Annotated in this window: 22 protein-coding genes; 14 read left to right on the top strand and 8 right to left on the bottom strand. The window is 69.4% G+C overall.

The genetic code is table 11. From position 1 onward, the window contains the following. Positions 1-5: 5 nt before the first annotated feature. A complete protein-coding gene (locus tag ACFVW6_RS31375) occupies positions 6-1,277 on the top strand; it encodes an FAD-binding oxidoreductase (RefSeq protein ID WP_355280066.1) in 1,272 nt (423 codons plus the stop codon). An 85-nt stretch (positions 1,278-1,362) separates the two neighbouring features. Here the strand turns inward: ACFVW6_RS31375 and ACFVW6_RS31370 are convergent, their stop codons facing one another. Then, positions 1,363-1,779, bottom strand: a complete 417-nt coding sequence (locus ACFVW6_RS31370; protein WP_342801330.1) for a cytochrome c oxidase subunit 4 — start codon at positions 1,777-1,779, stop codon at positions 1,363-1,365. 10 nt (positions 1,780-1,789) lie between these two features. Continuing rightward, complete coding sequence (locus ACFVW6_RS31365) at positions 1,790-2,911, bottom strand: cytochrome c oxidase subunit II (protein ID WP_378833322.1); 1,122 nt, start codon at positions 2,909-2,911, stop codon at positions 1,790-1,792. A gap of 353 nt (positions 2,912-3,264) precedes the next feature. Between ACFVW6_RS31365 and asnB the strand changes: the two genes are divergently transcribed. Next, entirely contained in the window at positions 3,265-5,208 is a 1,944-nt protein-coding gene (gene asnB, locus ACFVW6_RS31360; protein WP_378833325.1) for an asparagine synthase (glutamine-hydrolyzing), read from the top strand. Between the two features lie 64 nt (positions 5,209-5,272). Here the strand turns inward: asnB and ACFVW6_RS31355 are convergent, their stop codons facing one another. Both ACFVW6_RS31355 and erpA read right to left on the bottom strand, forming a co-directional pair. Continuing rightward, entirely contained in the window at positions 5,273-6,199 is a 927-nt protein-coding gene (locus ACFVW6_RS31355; protein WP_378833506.1) for a carbohydrate kinase family protein, read from the bottom strand. A gap of 183 nt (positions 6,200-6,382) precedes the next feature. Next, a complete protein-coding gene (erpA, locus tag ACFVW6_RS31350) occupies positions 6,383-6,739 on the bottom strand; it encodes an iron-sulfur cluster insertion protein ErpA (RefSeq protein ID WP_067496006.1) in 357 nt (118 codons plus the stop codon). A 258-nt stretch (positions 6,740-6,997) separates the two neighbouring features. Between erpA and ACFVW6_RS31345 the strand changes: the two genes are divergently transcribed. Then, positions 6,998-7,657 carry a DUF3043 domain-containing protein gene (locus tag ACFVW6_RS31345; RefSeq protein ID WP_378833327.1) on the top strand — a complete coding sequence of 220 codons (660 nt, stop codon included), beginning with the start codon at positions 6,998-7,000 and terminating at the stop codon, positions 7,655-7,657. 55 nt (positions 7,658-7,712) lie between these two features. On the opposite strand, the gene ACFVW6_RS31340 is transcribed toward ACFVW6_RS31345, so the two are convergent. Further along, positions 7,713-7,880, bottom strand: a complete 168-nt coding sequence (locus ACFVW6_RS31340; RefSeq protein WP_355280057.1) for a hypothetical protein — start codon at positions 7,878-7,880, stop codon at positions 7,713-7,715. A gap of 86 nt (positions 7,881-7,966) precedes the next feature. Between ACFVW6_RS31340 and ACFVW6_RS31335 the strand changes: the two genes are divergently transcribed. Continuing rightward, positions 7,967-8,929, top strand: a complete 963-nt coding sequence (locus ACFVW6_RS31335; protein WP_357349287.1) for a helix-turn-helix domain-containing protein — start codon at positions 7,967-7,969, stop codon at positions 8,927-8,929. Positions 8,930-9,120: 191 nt separating this feature from the next. Further along, positions 9,121-9,861 carry a response regulator transcription factor gene (locus ACFVW6_RS31330; protein ID WP_355280051.1) on the top strand — a complete coding sequence of 247 codons (741 nt, stop codon included), beginning with the start codon at positions 9,121-9,123 and terminating at the stop codon, positions 9,859-9,861. 53 nt (positions 9,862-9,914) lie between these two features. Here ACFVW6_RS31330 and ACFVW6_RS31325 read toward each other — a convergent pair whose 3' ends face one another. Genes ACFVW6_RS31325 through ACFVW6_RS31315 form a run of 3 tightly spaced genes read right to left on the bottom strand, consistent with a single transcriptional unit; the run spans position 9,915 to position 11,395 of the window. Beyond that, a complete protein-coding gene (locus ACFVW6_RS31325) occupies positions 9,915-10,424 on the bottom strand; it encodes a nuclear transport factor 2 family protein (protein WP_355280049.1) in 510 nt (169 codons plus the stop codon). Between the two features lie 3 nt (positions 10,425-10,427). Next, complete coding sequence (locus ACFVW6_RS31320; protein WP_355280046.1) at positions 10,428-10,916, bottom strand: hypothetical protein; 489 nt, start codon at positions 10,914-10,916, stop codon at positions 10,428-10,430. A 20-nt stretch (positions 10,917-10,936) separates the two neighbouring features. After that, positions 10,937-11,395, bottom strand: a complete 459-nt coding sequence (locus ACFVW6_RS31315; protein ID WP_357349295.1) for a MarR family winged helix-turn-helix transcriptional regulator — start codon at positions 11,393-11,395, stop codon at positions 10,937-10,939. A gap of 300 nt (positions 11,396-11,695) precedes the next feature. On the opposite strand from ACFVW6_RS31315, the gene ACFVW6_RS31310 reads away from it, so the two are divergent. The 9 genes from ACFVW6_RS31310 to ACFVW6_RS31270 are packed head-to-tail and all read left to right on the top strand — an operon-like array spanning position 11,696 to position 21,044. Beyond that, the gene (locus ACFVW6_RS31310; protein ID WP_378833333.1) at positions 11,696-13,426 is read left to right on the top strand and encodes an acetyl/propionyl/methylcrotonyl-CoA carboxylase subunit alpha; all 1,731 of its coding nucleotides are present in this window, start codon (positions 11,696-11,698) and stop codon (positions 13,424-13,426) included. 20 nt (positions 13,427-13,446) lie between these two features. Then, on the top strand, positions 13,447-14,070 hold the full coding sequence (locus tag ACFVW6_RS31305) for a TcmI family type II polyketide cyclase (RefSeq protein ID WP_378833335.1): 624 nt from the start codon (positions 13,447-13,449) through the stop codon (positions 14,068-14,070). Next, positions 14,067-15,338: a beta-ketoacyl-[acyl-carrier-protein] synthase family protein gene (locus tag ACFVW6_RS31300; RefSeq protein ID WP_355280036.1), complete on the top strand. Its 1,272-nt coding sequence runs from the start codon at positions 14,067-14,069 to the stop codon at positions 15,336-15,338. The genes ACFVW6_RS31305 and ACFVW6_RS31300 overlap by 4 nt, the downstream gene beginning before the upstream one ends. Next, positions 15,335-16,582, top strand: coding sequence for a ketosynthase chain-length factor (locus ACFVW6_RS31295; RefSeq protein ID WP_378833339.1), 1,248 nt, complete (start codon positions 15,335-15,337; stop codon positions 16,580-16,582). Before ACFVW6_RS31300 ends, ACFVW6_RS31295 begins: the two co-directional genes overlap by 4 nt. After that, positions 16,579-16,836, top strand: a complete 258-nt coding sequence (locus ACFVW6_RS31290) for an acyl carrier protein (protein ID WP_357349306.1) — start codon at positions 16,579-16,581, stop codon at positions 16,834-16,836. The genes ACFVW6_RS31295 and ACFVW6_RS31290 overlap by 4 nt, the downstream gene beginning before the upstream one ends. A 12-nt stretch (positions 16,837-16,848) precedes the next feature. Beyond that, positions 16,849-17,625: a 3-oxoacyl-ACP reductase FabG gene (gene fabG / locus ACFVW6_RS31285; RefSeq protein WP_355280029.1), complete on the top strand. Its 777-nt coding sequence runs from the start codon at positions 16,849-16,851 to the stop codon at positions 17,623-17,625. A 12-nt stretch (positions 17,626-17,637) separates the two neighbouring features. Continuing rightward, positions 17,638-18,576 carry an aromatase/cyclase gene (locus tag ACFVW6_RS31280; RefSeq protein WP_378833342.1) on the top strand — a complete coding sequence of 313 codons (939 nt, stop codon included), beginning with the start codon at positions 17,638-17,640 and terminating at the stop codon, positions 18,574-18,576. After that, positions 18,573-19,436: an alpha/beta hydrolase gene (locus ACFVW6_RS31275; protein ID WP_378833345.1), complete on the top strand. Its 864-nt coding sequence runs from the start codon at positions 18,573-18,575 to the stop codon at positions 19,434-19,436. The genes ACFVW6_RS31280 and ACFVW6_RS31275 overlap by 4 nt, the downstream gene beginning before the upstream one ends. An 18-nt stretch (positions 19,437-19,454) precedes the next feature. Beyond that, positions 19,455-21,044: an acyl-CoA carboxylase subunit beta gene (locus tag ACFVW6_RS31270; protein WP_378833347.1), complete on the top strand. Its 1,590-nt coding sequence runs from the start codon at positions 19,455-19,457 to the stop codon at positions 21,042-21,044. The last annotated feature ends 7 nt before the right edge of the window (positions 21,045-21,051 follow it).

Here is a 21,051-nt window from a genome sequence, read left to right as displayed (position 1 = left end):
CGGTCATGGGCACGCCGCACTCCGTCATCTCCGAAGAATATCTCCCCCGGGACACCGCGGATGTCGTTCGCACTGTACGTGATTCGCGCGATCGTTCGGAACGGTTGACGGTTCGCGGCGGCGAGCAGACCGAAGAGTCCTATGGCCTGACCGATCAGCGCGCGGTGCTCTCGCTGCGCAAGATGAATTCGGTGCTGGATATCAACCTGGGCAGGCGGACGGTCCGGGTGCAGGCGGGTGCCAAGCTCTCCGAGATCGACCGCCGCCTCGGCGCGCACGGCCTCGGCCTGCCGGTGGTCGGCGACCATCGCGACATCACCGCGGGCGGCTTCGCCTCCGTCGGTGGCGTCAGCACCGCCTCGCACCGCTACGGCATGTTCATCGATCAGATCGTCGACCTCGAGTACGTCGACCCCGACGGCCGGATCGGCACCTGCGGGCGCGGCCACCACACCGAGCGGTTCCACCGCATCCTCGGCGCGGGCGGGCGCGCGGGCATCATCACCGCGCTGACCCTCGATGTCGTCGAGGTCGACAAGGACCACACCTGGCTGACCACCGACGCCGACCGGTTCCTCGATTTCGATTCCTTCGTCGAGCACGCCACCACCGAGATCACCAACCCGGGCAGCGCGGCGCTGCAGGTCGGCCGCTGGGTCGACACCGCGCCGCTGAAGGTGGCCCGCCCGGTCGGCACCGGCCAGGTGACCCTCGGCGCCGTGCGCTTCGGCCAGTGGTCGAGCCTGTACCCCACCGCCCCCACCCGTGGCCTGCGGGCGCGGCGCGAGGTCGGCACCCGCACCCGCAAGTCGCTGGGCGCCATCGCCTCGGCGGCGGGCGGGCGCGCGGGCATGCCGGTGCGCAACGCCGCGGCGGGCGCGCTGATGTTCGCGCCGAAGGTGCTCACCATGCGCGACGCGGAGTACCTGGCCGATACCGTCATCAGTTCGTCGGAGCGCGGCCCGGCCTACCGGGTCGGCGTGTTCGCCCCGCTGGCCAACTACGGCTCGGTCTTCTACGGCCTGCACGACCTGTTCGCCGCCCACCGCGAACGCACCGGCTGCTTCACCGTCATCTCCGCGATGACCTACGGCGTGCGCTCCCCGTACCTGCGGGCCGAGGCCGCCGCCCGCGGCCTCTCGCCGGCCGACTACGGCCTGATCACCTTCACCTGCCGCCTGCGTCCCTCCGCGCTGCCGTCGGAGCAGCTGCGCGAGATCGTCTCCGGCATCGACGACATCTGCCGCTCGGAGCAGGCGCTGCGCTACAGCGTCTAACCCACAGCCCGACAGGAAAGGCCCCACCGGAATCCGGTGGGGCCTTTCCTGTGTATTTGTGGAGCTGTGTCTGTGTAGTTGTCGCTCAGTGCTTCTCGGCGCCGATGTAGTACTCGAACACCAGGCCCGCCGCGGCGGCGAGCACGAGCACCACGCCGAGGCCGATCAGCCAGAACTGGAAGAACGCCAGGCCCAGCGCGGTGACCGAACCAGCGGCGGCCAGGGTGATCGGCCAGAAGCTGCCGGGCGAGAAGAAGCCCAGGTCACCGGCGCCGTCGACGATCTCGGCCTCCTCGTAGTCCTCGGGCCGCAGGTCGATGCGGCGCGCGACGAACCGGAAGTAGGTGCCGATGATCAGCGACAGGCCCGCGGTCAGCACGATCGCGGTGGTACCGGCCCATTCGATGCCGGTGCGCGACTGCGCGGTGAAGAAGCCGTAGACGATGCCCACCAGGATGAAGAACGCCGTGAGCAGTTCGAAGATCCGCGCTTCGATCCTCATATCAGAATCCTCACTTGCTCTCGTTCACCGAAGCGCTCTTGATGTCACGCTTGGTGTTGAAGGGGTACGTGGAGGTGGCCACCGGCGACTCGCCGATCGACTCGAGCGCCTCGCCGTTGGTCTTGCCGTCGATGCGCGCCTGCATGTACTTGGCGTACTTCTCCGGCGAGACCGCGCGGACCTCGAAGTTCATCATCGAGTGGTAGGTACCGCACATCTCGGCGCAGCGGCCGACGAACGCGCCTTCCTTCTCGATCTCGGAGATCTGGAAGACGTTGTCGGACTGGTTTTCCTTCGGGTTCGGCATCACGTCGCGCTTGAACATGAACTCCGGCACCCAGAAGGCGTGGATCACGTCGGCGGCGGCGAGCTGGAACTCGATGCGCTTGCCGGTCGGCAGCACCAGGACCGGGATCTCGGTGCTGGAACCGATGGTCTCGACCTTGTCGTAGTGCAGGTACGAGAGGATGTCGTTGGCCGGCTTGCCGTGCACCGGGCCCGGCTGCGGGTGACCCTCTTCGTTCTTGCGCTCCTCGTACTGCGCGAGCTGCTCTTCGTTCGCCAGCTCACGCTCGGAGTCGATGCCGTTCCAGGTCAGCCCGCCGACATTGTTGATGTTGCGGTAGCCGAACTTCCAGTTCCACTGGAACGCGGTCACGTCGACGGTGACATCCGGGTTGTCCGTCTTCTCGTGCACGTAGTTCTGCACGACCACGGTGAAGTAGAACAGCACCGCGATGATCACGAACGGGATCGCCGTGTAGGTCAGCTCCAGCGACACGTTGTAGCCCGTCTGGCGCGGGAACTCCGGGGAGTCCTTGCGCTTGCGGTGCATGATGACGGTCCAGAAGGTCAGACCCCAGACCAGCACGCCCATCGCGAGCGCGGCCAGCACGGACCAGGTCCACAGCTCCCGCATCCGGGTGGCCTGCGGCGTGATGCCCGAGGGCCAGCCGAACCGCAGCCATACATTGTCGATCGAGCAGCCCGAGACGAGGACGGCAGTGATCCCCAAGGACACCGCCAGCCCGGCCCGCCGAAGGATACGGCCCTGCCGACCCCGAACGGGTCGTGCCCCGATCTCTTCGCTCGCCTTGTGCGCCACGCTCACGCCTTCCTGGTCGCTACACATTCCGACACATTGCGTCGTCCGGGCCGCGATCCGCCCGTTCCGACACCGCTTTCAAGCACGTTTCAGGCCGCCCTCGAGTATTGCCGCTGTGACGCCTGCACACCTGAGAAGGACCTGAGTACTACGCAGCGTAGACCAAAGCGGGCGCTGTCTTGTCGCGGGGTCGTGTTCGACACTCCGCTGTGACCGCACCGGATGCGGCGACCTGCGGTTTGCCGCCCGCGGCGGGTGCGCGACGGTGCTGCGACGGGTTGCGCGCGGCGCGTCGTGCGGGTGTGCGGCATACTCGGACACAGCGTTTCGGCCCGAGGAGTGGCCACCCCATCATCGAACGAGAGAAGGTTGCCGACACCGTGTGCGGACTGCTCGGATTCCTGACAGCTGATACGGCGACGACCGAGGTGGTCGATCAGGTGTACGACGCGCTGCACTGCCAGCGGCACCGCGGCCCCGACGAGAAGGGCACCTGGCACGACGATCACATGATCTTCGGCTTCAACCGCCTCTCCATCATCGATATCGAGCACTCGCACCAGCCGCTGCGCTGGGGCCCGGCGGACAATCCGCAGCGCTACGCGATGACCTTCAACGGCGAGATCTACAACTACCTCGAACTGCGCGAGCAGCTGGCCGCCGAGCACGGCGCCGAGTTCCCCGAGGGCAAGATCTTCGCCACCGACGGCGACGGCGAGTCGATCGTGGCCGCCTTCCACTTCTGGGGCCCGGAGGCCGTGCGCAAGCTGCGCGGCATGTTCGCCTTCGCGATCTGGGACACCGAAACCCAGGAGCTGTTCCTGGCGCGCGACCCGTTCGGCATCAAGCCGCTGTTCTACGCGAGCGGCCCCGGCGGCACCGCCTTCGCCAGCGAGAAGAAGAGCGTGCTGGAGCTGCTGAGCCCGCTCGGCGTCTCCGACGAGCTGGACCCGCGCGCGCTCGAGCACTACACCGTGCTGCAGTACGTGCCCGAGCCCGAGTCGCTGCACAAGAGCATCCGCCGCCTCGAGTCCGGCACCTACGCCACCGTGAAGGTCGGGCAGGGGCCGACGACCACCCGCTACTTCCGTCCCGACTTCCGGGTCCGGCCGTTCGCTGAGGGGGCCGCCCAGGCCCGCTACGCCGAGATCGCGGCCGCGCTCGAGGACTCCGTCGCCAAGCACATGCGCGCCGATGTCACCGTCGGCTCGTTCCTGTCCGGCGGCATCGACTCCACCGCCATCGCGGCGCTGGCCATGCGGCACAACCCGAAGCTGATCACCTTCACCACCGGGTTCGAGCGCGAGGGCTACTCCGAGGTCGACGTGGCCGCCGAGAGCGCCGAGCTGATCGGCGCGCGCCACATCGTCAAGGTGGTCTCGCCCGCCGAGTTCGCCGCCGCCATCCCCGAGATCGTCTGGTACCTCGACGACCCGGTCGCCGACCCGGCCCTGGTGCCGCTGTACTTCGTGGCCAAGGAGGCCCGCAAGCACGTCAAGGTGGTGCTCTCCGGCGAGGGCGCCGACGAGCTGTTCGGCGGGTACACCATCTACCGGGAGCCGTTGTCGCTCAAGCCGTTCGAGTACCTGCCCGCCGGGCTGCGCAAGCTCGTCGGCAAGCTCGGCGACAAGATCCCCGACGGCAGGCGCGGCAAGTCGCTGTTGCAGCGCGGCTCGCTCACCCTGGAGGACCGCTACTACGGCAACGCCCGCAGCTTCAACGACGCGCAGCTGCGCGCGGTGCTGCGCGAGTTCCGCCCCGAGTGGACCCACCAGGACGTCACCGCGCCGATCTACGCCCAGTCCGCGGGCTGGGACCCGGTGGCCCGGATGCAGCACCTGGACCTGTTCACCTGGCTGCGCGGCGACATCCTGGTCAAGGCCGACAAGATGACCATGGCCAACTCGCTGGAACTGCGCGTGCCGTTCCTGGACAACGAGGTCATGCGGGTCGCCCAGGGTCTGCCCTACGACCAGAAGATCACCAGGGAGACCTCGAAGTACGCGCTGCGCCAGGCCCTGGACGGGATCGTCCCCGACCACGTCCTGAACCGCGCCAAGCTCGGCTTCCCGGTCCCGCTGCGGCACTGGCTGCGCGGCACCGAGCTCTACGACTGGGCGCAGACCCAGATCGCCGAGTCCCAGACCGACCACCTGATCGACAAGGCGGCCGTTCTGCAGATGCTGCGCGACCACAAGGCGGGTGTGTCCGACCACAGCCGCCGCCTGTGGACCCTGCTGGTCTTCATGGTCTGGCACGGCATCTTCGTCGAGGACCGGATCAAGCCGGAGATCCAGGAGCCGGTCTACCCGGTCTCGCTGTAGTCCCCCTGCGACAGACGAACGCCCCCTCGGTCGAAAGATCGAGGGGGCGTTCGGTTCCGCGTGCCTAGAGCAGCACCGACAGCTCGTCGGCGGCGTCGGCGCCGTAGGCCTTGGTGAGGCGCTCGACGGCCTCGTCCTTGCTGAGCGTCCACTCCTGGGTGCCGGTGGTCTCCAGGACCAGCACGGCGATCAGGGAGCCGAGCTGGGCGGAGCGCTCCAGGCTCAGGCCGGCGCGGTGGGCGGTGAGGAAACCGGCGCGGAAGCCGTCGCCGACACCGGTCGGGTCGACCTTGGACACCTCGGGCACCACGCCGACGCGTACCTCGGTGCCGTCGGCGTCGACGACCAGGACGCCCTCGGAGCCCAGGGTGGTCACCCGGATGCCGACCTTGGCGGTGATCTCCGCCTCGCTCAGCCCGGTCTTCTGCTGGAGCAGCGCCCACTCGTACTTGTTGGTGAACAGGTAGGCGGCGCCGTCGACCAGCTCGGCGGCCTGCTCGCCGTCGAGGCGGGCCAGCTGCTGGGACGGGTCGGCGGCATAGGCGATGCCCTGGGCCTTGGCCTGGCGGGTGTGCGCCACCATCGCCTCGGGGTCGTTGGCGCCGACCAGCACCAGGTCGACATCGTGCGCGCCGGCGATCGCGGCGATATCGATGTCGCGCGCCTCGCTCATCGCGCCCGGGTAGAAGGAGGCGATCTGCGCCATCGCCTCGTCGGTGGTGCAGACGAACCGCGCGGTGTGCGCCTTGTCCGAGATGTGCACGGCCGAGCAGTCGACGCCGTTGGACTCCAGCCACTGCCGGTACTCGGCGAAGTCGGCGCCCACCGCGCCGACCAGCACGGGCCGCTGCTTGAGCAGGCCCATCGCGTAGGCGATGTTGCCCGCCACGCCGCCGCGACGGATCTGCAGGTCGTCGACGAGGAAACTCAGGGACACATGATCGAGCTGATCGGCGAGCAGCACATCGGCGAACTTACCGGGAAAACGCATGAGGTGGTCGGTGGCGATGGACGCGGACACAGCAACAGACACGAGGCGAGGCCCCTTCGACACTAGGCGCGGAAAGCGAGAAGTCCGGGATCGTCAGATCCCGGACTTCAACGGTAGCAAGCCGCTACCCCCGGTGGTTCACCTCAGCGCAACCACACCGTGTCGTGGCGTGGCCGCGAAAGATCAGTTGAACGAGTCGCCGCAGGCGCAGGAGCCGGTGGCGTTCGGGTTGTCGATCGTGAAGCCCTGCTTCTCGATGGTGTCGACGAAGTCGATCGAGGCGCCCTGGATGTAGGGGGCGCTCATGCGGTCGACGGCGAGCTTCACGCCGGAGAACTCGACGACGATGTCACCGTCGAGGACGCGGTCGTCGAAGAAGAGCTGGTAGCGCAGGCCGGCACAGCCACCCGGCTGGACGGCGATGCGCAGGGCGAGGTCGTCGCGACCTTCCTGGTCGAGCAGCGCCTTCGCCTTGGCGGCGGCAGCGTCGGTCAGCGTCGCACCGTGGGTCTCGGTGGCGGTCTCGTTCTGCACAGTCATGGACACTCCTAAGTCGGCCGGCCCGCGGAACGGACCTCAGGTGCACAGCGCACGACTGATTTCAACACCATCGCGGCGGCTGCTATTCCTATTTTGCCACCCCCGCCACGCAGCGTGGATTCGACCTGGGTGGTTCACCCCACAGTACGCGCCGCCGGGGCGTGATCCAGGTCGCACTCCGGGCGCCGATGAGACCGCGCGCACCGGACAGCGGACCGCATTTCCCGATGCTCGGGCCCATCGAATAGCCTGGTGAACGTGAAATTGTTCCGTCGCGACGAGTCCAGCACCATCGACGAGTCCGTCGACCCCTCGGTGCCGGACGTCGAACAGACCGCCACCGCACCCGCTTCCACCACCCCGGGCAAGGGTCGCCCGACCCCGAAAAGGCGTGAGGCCGAAGGCAAACGGCGCGGCCCGGTCGCGCCGGCCCCGATGACCGCCAAGGAGGCCCGCGCCCGCCGCAAGGCCACCAAGGGCTCCAAGGAAGACCGCAAGGCCGCCGCGGCCGACCGCCGCGCCGCCGTGCAGGATCGCCGCGCCCGGATGCTGGCCGGCGAGGACAAGTACCTGCTGCCCCGCGATCAGGGCCCGGTCCGCGCCTACGTGCGCGATCTGGTCGACGCCCGCCGCAACCTGGTCGGCCTGTTCATGCCGATGGCGCTGGTGCTGATCATGTCGATGTTCGTGGCCCCCGGGCTGCAGACCATCGTGACGCTGGCGATGCTGGTGATGATGGTGTTCATGATCATCGAGGGCTTCGTGCTCGGCAAGATCGTGAACAACCGGGTGATCGAGCGGTTCCCCGACACCAGCGATACCGGCTTCAAGCTGGGCTGGTATGCCTTCGTGCGCGCCTCGCAGATCCGCAAGATGCGCGCCCCCAAGCCGCGGGTCGGCCCCGGCGACGCCGTCTGAGTTCTCCCCTGTCACGAATGCCGTTCCACCCGCGGGTGGGGCGGCATTCGCGCGTTCAGTGCAGACCGGGCCGGATGTTGGTGGCGTAGCCGGCGATGGCGGCGAGTTCGGCTTCGATGCGCTGGGCGTCGCGGTCGACGACGCCGGTCGAGCCCGCGGTGCCGCGACCGATGAGAACGGCGAGTCCGATGATGGCGGCGAGGACGATCAAGAAAGTAACCATGGCAGAAATTTTGCGCTCGTCTGTTTTCGGCCGAAAGTGGCTGTCCTGTCATTGTGCGTAAAGATTCAGCCAGATAGCATGGGGTGATGCTGTCCACGGTGTCCGTCGTCCTCAACGACAAGCTCGCCATGTTCGAATTCGGCGTCGTCTGTGAGGTTTTCGGCCTCGACCGCACCGCCGACGGCCTGCCCGGCTTCGACTTCAAGGTCTGCGGGGCCACGCCGGGCAAGCCGCTGCGCTCCACCACTCCCGGCGTCTCGGTGACGCCCGAGTACGGCCTCGACGAGCTGGTGCACGCCGATCTCGTCGCCATCCCCGCCTTCCCCTTCACCCTCGGCCACAGCTACGACGAGCGGGTCGTCGAGGCGGTCCGCGCGGCCTCGGACGCGGGCGCGATCGTGCTGACCGTCTGCTCCGGCGCCTTCCTGGCCGGGGAGGCCGGGCTACTGGACGGACGCAAGTGCACCACCCACTGGCGCTACGTCGACATCCTGGCCGCGCAGTTCCCCGCCGCGACCGTCGACCCGGACGTGCTCTTCGTCGACGAGGGCAACCTGATCACCAGCGCGGGCACCGCGGCGGGCATCGACGCCTGCCTGCACCTGGTGCGCCGCGAGATCGGCACCGCGGCGGCCAACGGCATCGCCCGCCGGATGGTCGTGCCGCCGCAGCGCGACGGCGGCCAGCGCCAGTTCATCGAGCAGCCGGTGCCCGAATGCCGCTCCGAGGGCCTGTCGGCCACGCTGAGCTGGCTCGCCGAGAACCTCGCGCATCCGCACACCGTCGACGAGCTGGCCGCCAGGTCGAGCATGTCCACCCGGACCTTCGCCCGCCGCTTCGCCGCCGAAACCGGCACCACCCCGGTCAAGTGGCTCACCACCCAGCGCGTCCTGTTCGCCAAGCACCTGCTCGAGGCCACCGACATGCCGCTCGAACGCATCGCCGACCAGTCCGGCTTCGGCTCCGGCGCCCTGCTGCGGCACCACTTCCAGCGCCAGGTCGGTATCGCCCCGACCGAATATCGCCGCCGCTTCGGCGCCACGACTTGAACGACCGTCCGTTATCGGATCTGTGGAATACCGATCCGGACACTTTTTCGAAAGAATGGCGCCGAACGCCACAGTGCGCGAACACATAGAGTCGGCTACCCTGACAAGGACAGGTGAAATACCGGCCGCCCGTAGCAGTGTGGTCGTCGGTGCGGCATTTCGATGCCCAGGACGGTGGGGGTATTCGAGCCATGCGTAGCAGTGACCTTCGGGAAACCGATATCGACCTCGCGCCCAGTTTTCCCGAACCCCGTCACATGATGGTGGAACGGTCCTGGCGAATTCTCATCGCGGCGGGTTCGGATGCCGTCGGCACACTCGACAGCGAACTCCCCCGCTACGGCCATCAAGTCGCCACCGTCGATACCGGAAGAATGGCGCTGAAACTGTTCGACCGCGCCGATCTGGTCCTGCTCGACCCCGATCTCCCCGATTACGACGGGTTCGAGGTCTGCCGTTCGATCCGGGCCCGCCACCCGGTCCCGATCATCGTGGTCACCGACCGCGATTCCGAACTGGACTGCGTGCTCGGCCTGCGCTCGGGCGCCGACGACTACCTGGCCAGGCCGTTCGGGATCAGGGAACTCGTCGCGCGCATCGATTCGCTCATGCGGCGAGCCTGCCCCCAGGCCGAGAGCGCGCCGCCCGCCACCCGCTGCGGCGCCTTGCGCATCGACGCGGCGGCCAGGGAGGCCACGCTGCACGGCCGCCAGCTGACGCTCACCAGAAAAGAGTTCGACCTGCTGCTGATGCTGTCGCGGCGGCCCGGAATCGTGGTGGCGCGCAAGCAGATCCTGGGCGAGGTCTGGGACGGGTCCTGGTCGCAGCACACCGTGGACACGCACGTCAGCAGCCTGCGGGCCAAGCTGGGCGCCAGCGATTGGATCGTGGCGGTCCGTGGTGTCGGCTTCAAGCTGATGCCGCTGGACTGAGCCGGGCACGGCGGAAACCGCCGGCTCGGATCGAGCCGGCGGCTTCCGCGTGGTCAGCTCACCGCGACCACGTTGAGGTTCTCGTCGAAGGCGAATCCGGGCGGGGCCTCGCCGGTGCGCAGCACCTTGATGAACTTCATCCTGGCGATCCGCCAGCCCACGGCGGTCCGCCGGACATCGGCGTCGAGATGGCCCCAGACCAGCAGCGGCGGCTCCCCCGCGACGACGTGCTTGTGCGTCGCGGTCAGGTTCAGCCGGACCGCGGCGGTGTCGCCGTCGATATCGGCATGACAATCGGTGGTGGTGTGATGGGTCGGGCCGAAGAGATTCACGACATAGGTCATGTGCGCGGCGATGCCCGCGATGCCGCGATAATCCTCGGGCGGCAATTCGAGCAAGACGTCGTCGGTGAAAATGGATTCCGCCCAGGCGTCATCCATGGATTTACGATCTTCGAAGAAGAAAAAGGTGTCGAACAGCGCGGCGATTTCTCGATGGTCGCGCAATTCCCGGACTTCCGCGCGCAAGGCTTCGAGTTCGGCACGGAGACTGGTGTCGTTCATTTTCTATCCCTGAGATTCGTCGCTACCAACGGTAGCGTTCGAGGTCACCTGATCCGGTGACCGGAAACGGCCGGTGATGCGCAGGCCGTCGCGGATATTGAGTGACATGAGGACGATATTGACCGCGCCCGCGACGAGTTCGAGCGCCTGCACGCTGTAGAACAGCGGCCCGAACTCGTCGCGGCCCGCCAGCACGGCCAGGGTGATCGCCGACGGGATCAGCACGAGCAACCCGTTGCCCGCGATGAACGGCATCCGCCGCTTCTTCGCGACGATGGCGGGCATCGTCGATGTCCCGCCGAGCCGGAACCCGGTGCCGCCGGTGGCGGCGAGCGCGAGGACCAGGATGGGCAGGGCCCACGGGATGGCCTGCTTCACCGCGATGATCGCGTCCTTCGACCCGCTGAGCTCGGTCACCACTGTCGAGGTCCAGAAGGTGAGGATGGTGAGCAATCCGATCGTGCCCGCGATGGGATGGATGCGGGAGAGCATGGTTTACCTCTCTTCGATGGTCATGTGGTCCGATCGGCCTCGAGGTTGCCGATCGCCTGTCGAACCATGCGGATGAAGTCGTCCCCGCGAACATCCGGAAATCCCGCGGTCGCGATGTCGTTCACCTCCCGAGCGGCCGCGATCAGCGCGGTGCGGAGCCGGCGGGACCGGTCGGTGAGGTAGATCAGCGCCCGCCGGCCGTCCTCGGGGTCGGCGGTGCGTTCGATGAGGCCGTCACGTTCCATCCGCTTGAGCGTGTGGGCCATCGTCGACTGGTCGATACGAACCTTCTCGCAGAGCTGGAGCTGCGAGATCCCCTCCTCCTCGTACAGTGCGAGCAGTTGTGCGAATTGCCCCGGCACCACACCGTGCCCGGCGATGCGGTCGCGCAGCGCCTGTTCCATGAGCCGCGCGAGATGGTTGATCACGTACCCCAGGGAGGTGCTCCGATCCATCGGTAGCGTCTCGAGCGGTTCCATTCCCACCTTCCATCGTCATTGATCTGCGGCTACCGCAAGAATACATGGCAAGCCATGTATTGGCGACCGCTGGCGAACGCCCGACCGGCCGCACGACGGCGCGCGATGGTACGGCCGGCGGCACGCGCGGGCAACCGGGCGGAGCCGAATCTGAACGAGCCGGGAGGAATTGGACGAGATCCGCCGGAATCGGGCGGGTCCGGGCACAGCTCCTGAAGATTCCCGGAATCGCCGTTCATCGCGTGGTGATCTGCGCTGTCCACGATTACCGAAGAGCGCCAACAACTTTCAGGAGACACGATGCGAAAAGTGTTGATCGCCAATCGGGGTGAGATCGCCGTCCGGATCGCGCGGGCGTGCCGGGACGCCGGCCTCGTCGCCGTCGCGGTGTACGCCGATCCCGATCGCGACGCCGTCCATGTCCGCGCCGCGGACGAAGCCTACGCACTCGGTGGCGACACCGCGCAGACGAGCTACCTGAACATCGACGCCGTGCTCGCCGCGGCGCGGGCCGCGGGTGCCGACGCGGTGCATCCCGGCTACGGATTCCTCTCCGAGAACGCTGATTTCGCCGCCGCCGTGCTGGCGGCCGGGCTGACCTGGATCGGACCGCCGCCTGCGGTGATCCGCGATCTCGGCGACAAGGTGACCGCCCGCCGGATCGCCGTCGCCGCGGGCGCGCCGATCGTGCCGGGCAGCCCAGGGCCGGTCGCCGATCCCGCGGAGGTCGTGCGCTTCGCCGAGGAACACGGGCTACCGGTCGCGATCAAGGCCGCGCACGGCGGTGGCGGTCGCGGCCTGAAGGTCGCCCGGACCCTCGCCGAGATCCCCGACTGCTTCGCCTCGGCGGTGCGGGAGGCGGAGGCGGCGTTCGGGCGCGGGGAGTGCTTCGTCGAGCGCTACCTGGACGCGCCGCGCCATGTGGAGACCCAGTGCCTGGCCGATGCCGAAGGCACCGTGGTCGTGGTGTCGACCAGGGACTGTTCCCTGCAGCGGCGGCACCAGAAGCTCGTCGAGGAGGCGCCGGCGCCCTTCCTGTCCCCCGACCAGCGCGACGCGCTCACCACGGCGTCCAAGGCCATCCTGCGCGCGGCCGGTTACCGGGGCGCCGGGACGTGTGAGTTCCTGGTCGGCTCCGACGGCACCCTGTCGTTTCTCGAGGTCAACACCCGCCTGCAGGTCGAGCATCCGGTCTCGGAGGAGGTCACCGGCATCGACCTGGTGCGCGAACAACTGCGCCTGGCCGCGGGCGGCCTGCTCGACTACCCCGATCCGCCGAGCCGTGGTCACTCGATCGAGTTCCGGATCAACTGTGAGGACCCCGGGCGCGGCTTCCTGCCGATGCCGGGCACGATCACCGGCTACCGGACCCCGAGCGGGCCGGGGGTCCGGGTCGATTCCGGGGTCGAGGCGGGCAGCGTGGTCGGCGCGAACTGGGATTCGCTGCTGGCCAAGCTCATCGTGACCGGCGAGGACCGGACCCAGGCCCTGCAACGTGCCGCCCGCGCGCTCGACGAGTTCGGCATCGACGGCATCGCGACCGTGCTGCCGCTGTATCGGGCCCTGGTCACCGACCCGGCCTTCACCGACGCGCCGTTCCGGGTGCACACCCGCTGGATCGAGACCGACTTCGACAACACCCTCGCGCCGTTCGACGGCGTCGGCGTGGCACCCCAGGACCCGGCGCCGCGCGAGACGGTGGTGCTCGAGGTCAGGGGCAGGCGCGTGGAGGTCACCCTGCCCGTGCGCGGCCGCAGGGCCGCCACCCGCCCCGCCGCCCGCGTCGCCCGGGTGGCGGCGACGGCGCCGTCCGGCGACTCCCTGACCGCTCCGATGGCCGGAACGCTGGTGAAAGTAGCTGCCGCGGAGGGTGATTCGGTCACCTCCGGCCAGCTCATCGCGGTGATCGAGGCCATGAAGATGGAGCAGCCGGTGACCGCGCACAAGGCGGGCACCGTGGTCGGCCTGATCACCGACATCGGCCGCAGCATCGGCACCGGCGCCGTGCTGTGCCGCATCCAGAACAGCTGACGCAGAGGAGCCGACACCGGATGCATACGACAGTCACGGTCGCCCGAACGACCACCACCGCGGCGCGGGATCGGCTGGCCGCCGCCTACGCCGACTACGACGGAGCGGCACCCGCCTCGGACGCGAAAATCGTTCGGCGCCAGCTGTTCCACTATCACACCGACCTGCTCGTGCACGTCGTCGACAGCGACGTACCGCTGGCCGGTGTCCCCGACGGCCCCGATCTCGGCACCGAGGTCACCGTCTTCGACGCCGCCGTGCCGACGGCCGAGCGGTATTACCACTGGCTGCCCGGCCCGGTGCACCCGGCGATGTACAGCACGCTCGTGGTGAACCGGCTCGTCCCGTCGCGCCGCCCCCGGGTCGCCCGGTTGTTCGCCGACTTCGACACCACCGAGGTGCCGCATCGGATGGGCACCCGGCGCCGACAGCTGTTCGCCTGCGGCGGCGTCTATTTCCACCTGCAGGACTTCGAGACCCCGGACGGCGGCGAAGTGATCGCGCAGGCCTGGAAGCAGGCCGACCCGCGCTTCATCCAGATCTGCGACGACCTCGACCCCCTGATCGACAAATACGACCCGGCCACCTGGCGCAAGCCGGCCGACGCGGTCGCGCACCGCTTCTACCACTGGGAGGCACGATGAACACCCGGCGCGTCGTCATCACCGGCATGGAGGTGATCGCCCCCGGCGGAGTCGGCACCAAGCAGTTCTGGGAACTGCTCACCGCGGGCCGCACCGCCACCCGGCGGATCAGCTTCTTCGATCCCGACCAGTTCCGGTCCCGGGTCGCCGCCGAGGTCGACTTCGATCCCGAGCAGCACGGCCTGACCCCGCACGAGGTGCACCGGCTCGATCGGGCGGCGCAGTTCGCCGTGGTCGGCGCGCGCGGCGCCGTCGCCGACAGCGGGCTCGAACTCGACGCGATCGACCCGTACGCGATCGGGGTGGCGCTGGGCAGCGCGGTCGGCGCGACCATGCGCCTCGAGCAGGACTACCGGGTGATCAGCAACGGCGGACGGCTGCACCTGGTCGACCAGAAGTACGCCGACCAGCACCTCTACCACCATCTGTCGCCTGGTTCGTTCGCCGCCGAGGTGGCGCACGCCGTCGGCGCGCAGGGCCCGGCCACGGTGGTGTCCTCCGGCTGTACCTCGGGTCTCGACTCGGTCGGCTACGCCGCCCAGCTCATCGCCGAAGGGTCGGTGGACGTCATGATCACCGGCGCCTCGGACGCGCCGATCTCGCCGATCACCATGGCCTGTTTCGACGCCATCAAGGCGACCACCCCGCGCCACGACGAGCCCGAGTCCGCCTCGCGCCCGTTCGACGGCTCGCGCAACGGCTTCGTGCTCGGCGAGGGCGCCGCCCTGTTCGTGCTCGAGGAACTCTCGGCCGCCCGGCGGCGCGGGGCGCACATCTACGCCGAGATCGCCGGCTACGCCACCCGCGCCAACGCCTATCACATGACCGGGCTGCGGCCGGACGGCGTGGAGATGGCCGAGGCGATCCGCGTGGCCCTGCGCGAGGCGCGACTGCCCGGCGACGCGATCGACTACATCAACGCGCACGGCTCGGGCACCAAGCAGAACGACCGGCACGAGACCGCGGCGTTCAAGCGCAGCCTGGGCGCGCACGCCTACGCGACCCCGGTGAGCTCGATCAAATCCATGGTCGGGCATTCGCTCGGCGCGATCGGCTCCATCGAGATCGCCGCCTCGGTGCTGGCGATCGGCGCCGACGTGGTGCCGCCGACGGCGAATCTGCGCACCCCCGATCCCGAATGCGATCTGGACTACGTGCCGCTCACCGCCCGTGAGCACCGCACCGACACGGTACTCACCGTCGGCAGCGGTTTCGGCGGCTTCCAGAGCGCCATGGTGCTCACCACCCCGACGGGAGCCCCGGCATGAGCGGCGCGGTACGCGAGGACACCAGGACAGTCGTCACCGGCCTCGGCATCACCGCGCCGAACGGCCTCGGCACGCGACCGTATTGGGACGCGGTGCGGTCGGGCCACAGCGGCATCGGCCGGCTCACCCGGTTCGACCCGGCGGGCTATCCGGCCACCCTGGCGGGCGAGATCGACGACTTCGATCCCAAGGCGCACCTGCCGAATCGGCTGCTACCGCAGACCGATCAGGTGACCAGGCTGGCCCTGGTCGCCGCGGAATGGGCACTGGCCGACGCCGGGGTCGACACCGCCGCGCTGGCCGACTTCGACATGGGTGTGCTGACCGCCGCGTCCTCGGGCGGCTTCGAGTTCGCCCAGAAGGAACTCGGCAATCTGTGGAGCAAGGGCAGCGGCTTCGTCAGCGCCTACCAGTCCTTCGCCTGGTTCTACGCGGTCAACAGCGGGCAGATCTCCATTCGGCACGGGATGAAAGGGCCCAGCGGCGTGGTGGTCAGCGACCAGGCGGGCGGGCTCGACGCGATCGCGCACGCCCGCAGGCAGATTCGGCGCGGGACCGCGCTGATGGTGTCGGGCGCGATGGACGCCACGCTGTGCCCGTGGGGCTGGGCGGCGCTGTGGACCAGCGGGCAGTTGCACACCGGCACCGACCCCGCCACCGCCTACCTGCCGTTCGACGAGCGGGCCGCCGGGCACGTCCCCGGTGAGGGCGGGGCGATCCTGATCCTCGAATCCGCCGACGCGGCCACGGCGCGCGGGGCCCGCAGCTACGGCGAGATCGCCGGGTACGCGGCCACCTTCGACCCGGCCCCGCACACCGGTCGCGAGCCCGGCCTGCGCGCCGCGATCGAGCGCGCGCTCGCCGACGCCGGGCTCGGCCCGGACGACATCGACGTGGTGTTCGCCGACGCCGCGGGCCTGCCCGAGCCCGACCGGATCGAGGCCGAGGCGATCACCGCCGTCTTCGGCCACCGCGGCGTCCCCGTCACGGCGCCGAAAACCATGACCGGACGGCTGTATTCCGGCGCGGGACCGCTCGACGTCGCCACCGCGCTGCTCGCCATCGAGGCGGGCGCGATCCCGCCGACCATCAACGTCGCACCGAACTCCGGCACACCGCTGGACCTGGTGGTCGGAGGGGCGCGGCGCGCGACGATGCGTGCCGCCCTCGTCCTGGCCCGCGGCTACGGCGGCTTCAACGCCGCCATGGTTCTCACCGCTCCCGAAGGAAGGGCACTCCCATGACATTCACCCTCGACGACCTGACCCGGATCCTGCTCGAAGGCTCCGGCGAGCCCGAGAACGTCGACCTGGACACGGGCATCCTCGACCTCACCTTCGACGACCTCGGCTACGACTCGCTCGCGATGCTCGAGACCGCCAGCCGCGTCGAACGCGAATTCGGGGTGACGCTCGACGATTCGACCGTCATCGAAGCCACCACGCCGCGCGCCTTCCTGGCCGCGGTGAACGCCCTCGTCCCCGTCCGCACCCCCTGAGCAGGAGTCGTCATGTCGCAATCGCACGCAGTGGTCACCGGCGCGACCAGCGGGATCGGGCTGGCCGTCGCCCGGCTGCTCGCCGCGAACGGGCACCGGGTCTACCTCGGCGCCCGGACCGCGGAGAACGTCACCACCACCGTCAAGCAGCTGCACGAAGCCGGTCTCGAGGTGGCGGGCAGCGCCGTCGACGTGCGTTCCGGGGACTCGGTGCGCGAGTTCGTCGAGGCCGCCACCACCCGGTTCGGCCCGGTCGACGTGCTGGTCAACAACGCGGGCATCAGCGGTGGCGGGGTCACCGCCGATCTGCTCGACGAGATCTGGGACAACGTCATCGACACCAACCTCAACAGCGTCTTCCGGATGACGCGGGAGGTGCTCAACACCGGCGGGATGCGGCACCGCAGCCGCGGCCGGATCATCAACATCGCCTCCACCGCGGGCAAGCAGGGGGTGGTCCTCGGCGCGCCGTACTCGGCGTCCAAGCACGGCGTCGTCGGCTTCACCAAGGCACTGGGCAACGAACTCGCGCCGACCGGGATCACCGTCAACGCGGTGTGCCCCGGCTATGTGGAAACGCCGATGGCCCAGCAGGTCCGGCGCAACTACGCCGCGCTGCAGCAGACCTCGGAGGACGCGGTGATGACGAAGTTCACCGCCAAGATCCCGCTCGGCCGCTACTGCACGCCGGAGGAGGTGGCCGGCCTGGTCGGCTACCTGGCCTCCGACACCGCCGCGTCCATCACCGCCCAGGCGATGAACGTCTGCGGCGGACTCGGGAACTACTGAGAGGCAACGATCATGACCACCTCCGGCACCGGCCGCGCCGAGCACTCGATCGAGATCGCGGCGCCCGCCGACACCGTCTACCGCCTGCTGGCCGACGTGCGGAACTGGCCACAGCTGTTCCCGCCCACCATCTTCGCCGACTACCTGGACAACGACGAGCGCGACCAGCGCATCCGGATCTGGGCCACCGCGGCCGACAGCGTCAAGCACTGGGTGTCGCGGCGGGTGCTCGATCCCGAGCACCGGCGCATCGACTTCCGGCAGGAGGTCAGCAGCCCGCCGATCGCGGCGATGGGCGGCACCTGGATCGTCGACACGCTCACCGAGAACTACAGCCACGTGCGCCTGCTGCACGACTACGAGGCGGTCTCGGCCGATCAGCTCGGCTGGATCGATCAGGTGGTCGACCGCAATTCGCGCACCGAGCTGGCCGCGCTCAAACGCAGTATCGAGCTCGGGGACGCGGGCGCCGACTCCGCGTTCTCGTTCGAGGACACGGTGGCGGTCGCCGGCACCGCCGAGGACGTGTTCGGGTTCATCAGCGACGCGCATCTGTGGCCGGAGCGGCTGCCGCACGTGGCCGGGGTCGAGCTGATCGAGCCGGGGCCCGGCATGCAGTCGCTGGCGATGGACACCGTGGCGGTGGACGGTTCCCAGCACCGCACCATGTCGTACCGGATCGTCCTGCCGCACCACACGATCGCCTACAAGCAGATCACCATGCCCGCGCTGATGACGCTGCACACCGGCTACTGGACCGTGCGGCCGCACGCCGACGGCGTCGCGGTGTCCTCGCAGCACAGCGTGGTGCTCAACACCGACAACATCGCCGCCGTGCTCGGTCCCGACGCCGATGTCGCCGCCGCGCGGGCGTACGTGCAGCGGGCGCTGAGCACCAACAGCCTGGCCACCTTGCGGCACGCGAAGACCTTCGCCGAGGACCGGTCATGAGCTCCGCCGAGGCACGCTCGGCGGTCCTGTCCCCCGGCGTGCACCGGATCACCGTGGACGCGGCCGGGATTCCGCTGTCCGGGCTGCTCAGTACGCCCGCCCTGGCCCTGCCGCGGGCGACCGTCCTGGCCCTGCACGGGGCGGGGATGTCGGCGGGCTACTTCCACGGGCGTGCCCATCCGGACGTCTCGCTGCTCAGCACCGCCACCCGGCTCGGCTACGCGGTGCTGGCGCTGGACCGGCCCGGCTACGGCGACTCCGCCGACGCCCTGCCGGACGGGCAGTCGCTGGCCGAGCAGGCCGAGACGATCCGGGCGGGGCTGGCCGATTTCACCGCGGGCAACGAGATCGGGGCCGGCGTCTTCCTGCTCGGGCACTCCTTCGGCGGGAAGCTGGCCCTCACCCTGGCCACCGACAACACCACTTTCCTCGGTGTCGACGTCTCCGGCTGCGGTCACCTCTACGCCGAGGACTCGCTGGAATCGAAAGCCTGGCAACGCAATTGGGGCGACCTGCAGCTGTACCCGCCCGGCACCTTCGCCCGGGCGGGCGCGACGGTCGACTCGCCGCCGATCCAGGAGCTGGTCGACGCGGCGGCCTGGCCGCAGACCTTCGCCGCGCTGGCCGATCGCATCCGGATCCCGGTGCGGTTCAGCTTCGCCGAGCAGGAACGGTGGTGGCGCACCGACGACGCCGCGCTCGCCGACCTGGTCGCGATGCTGCGCGGGGCGCCCCGGCGCGGCCTGACCAGGGTGCCGCGCGCGGGCCACAACATCAGCCTTGGCTGGGCGGCCCGCGCGTATCACACCAGCGCGCTGGCCTTCTTCGAAACCTGCCTGCTCGACCGGGCCGCGGCCTGACGGAGAGAGGACACCGCTGTGACCGAGGAATACACGCTCCCGTTCGTGCCCGCCGGCGACGGCGACATCCCCCGGCTCGACGAACTGCGCCTACGCAAGGAGCTGGCCGCGACCGGCCCGGATCCCACCGCCACCGAGCGACAGCACGGCAGGGGGAAACTCACCGCGCGCGAACGCCTCGCGCTGTTGCTCGATCCGGATTCGTTCACCGAACTCGAGCCGCTGCGCCGGCATCGGGCCACCGGGTTCGGCCTCGAGCACAGCAGGCCCTACACCGACGGCGTGGTCGCGGGCTGGGGCACCGTGGACGGGCGGATCGTGTTCGTCTACGCCCACGACTTCCGGATCTTCGGCGGCGCCCTCGGCGAGGCGCACGCCGAGAAGATCCACAAGGTCATGGATCTGGCGATCAGCGCGGGCGCGCCGCTGGTCTCGCTGAACGACGGGGCGGGCGCGCGGATCCAGGAGGGGGTCGCCGCGCTGGCGGGTTACGGCGGCATCTTCCGGCGCAATACCGCGGCCTCGGGGGTCATTCCGCAGATCAGCGTCATGCTCGGGCCGTGCGCGGGCGGGGCGGCCTACTCGCCCGCGCTGACCGATTTCGTGCTGATGGTGCGGGGCACCGCGCAGATGTTCATCACCGGGCCCGATGTCGTCACCGCCGTCACCGGGGAGACGGTGACCCGCGACGGCCTCGGCGGTGCCGACGTGCACGCCGAACGCTCGGGGGTCGCGCACTTCGTGCACGACGACGAGGCGGGCTGCCTGGCCGACGTCCGCTACCTGCTGTCGTTCCTGCCGCAGAACAATCGGGAGCTGCCCCCGGTGGTGCCGACCGACGACCCGGTCGAGCGGCGCTGCCCGGCGCTGGCCGAGCTCGTCCCCGAGACCGGGACGACGCCCTACGACGTCCGCGCGGTGATCGCCGAGATCGCCGACGACGGCGCGTATCTGGAGATCCAGGAGCGCTGGGCGGCCAATGTCGTCATCGCGCTGGCGCGGATGGACGGCCACACCGTCGGTTTCGTGGCCAACCAGCCGCAGTGCCTGGCGGGCACGCTCGACATCGCCGCCAGCGAGAAGGCCGCGCGATTCGTCCAGATGTGCGACGCGATGAACATCCCGCTGATCACCCTGCTCGATGTCCCCGGTTTCCTGCCCGGGGTCGGGCAGGAGCACGGCGGCATCATCCGGCACGGCGCCAAGCTGCTCTACGCCTACTGCAACGCGACCGTCCCGCGGATCTCGATCGTGCTGCGCAAGGCCTACGGCGGCGCCTACATCGTGCTGGATTCGCGCAGTGTCGGCGCCGATCTGGCCCTGGCCTGGCCGACCAACGAGATCGCGGTGATGGGCGCCCAGGGCGCGGCGAACGTGGTCTTCCGCAAGCAGATCGCCGCCGCCGACGATCCCGCCGCGGCCAGAGCCGAGCTCGTCGCCCGCTACGCGCGCGAGCTCATGCACCCCTACTACGCGGCCGAGCGCGGGCTGGTCGACGACGTGATCGACCCGGCCGACACCAGGGCGGTCCTCATCCGATCGCTGATCATGTTGCGCGCCAAGCACGCCGAACCCCCCGTCCGCAAACACGGCAACCCACCCCAGTAGTTCAGGA

The organism is Nocardia sp. NPDC058244 (genome assembly GCF_042882065.1).
Taxonomy (GTDB): Bacteria; Actinomycetota; Actinomycetes; order Mycobacteriales; family Mycobacteriaceae; genus Nocardia.
This window is presented reverse-complemented; position numbering and strand designations above follow the sequence as displayed.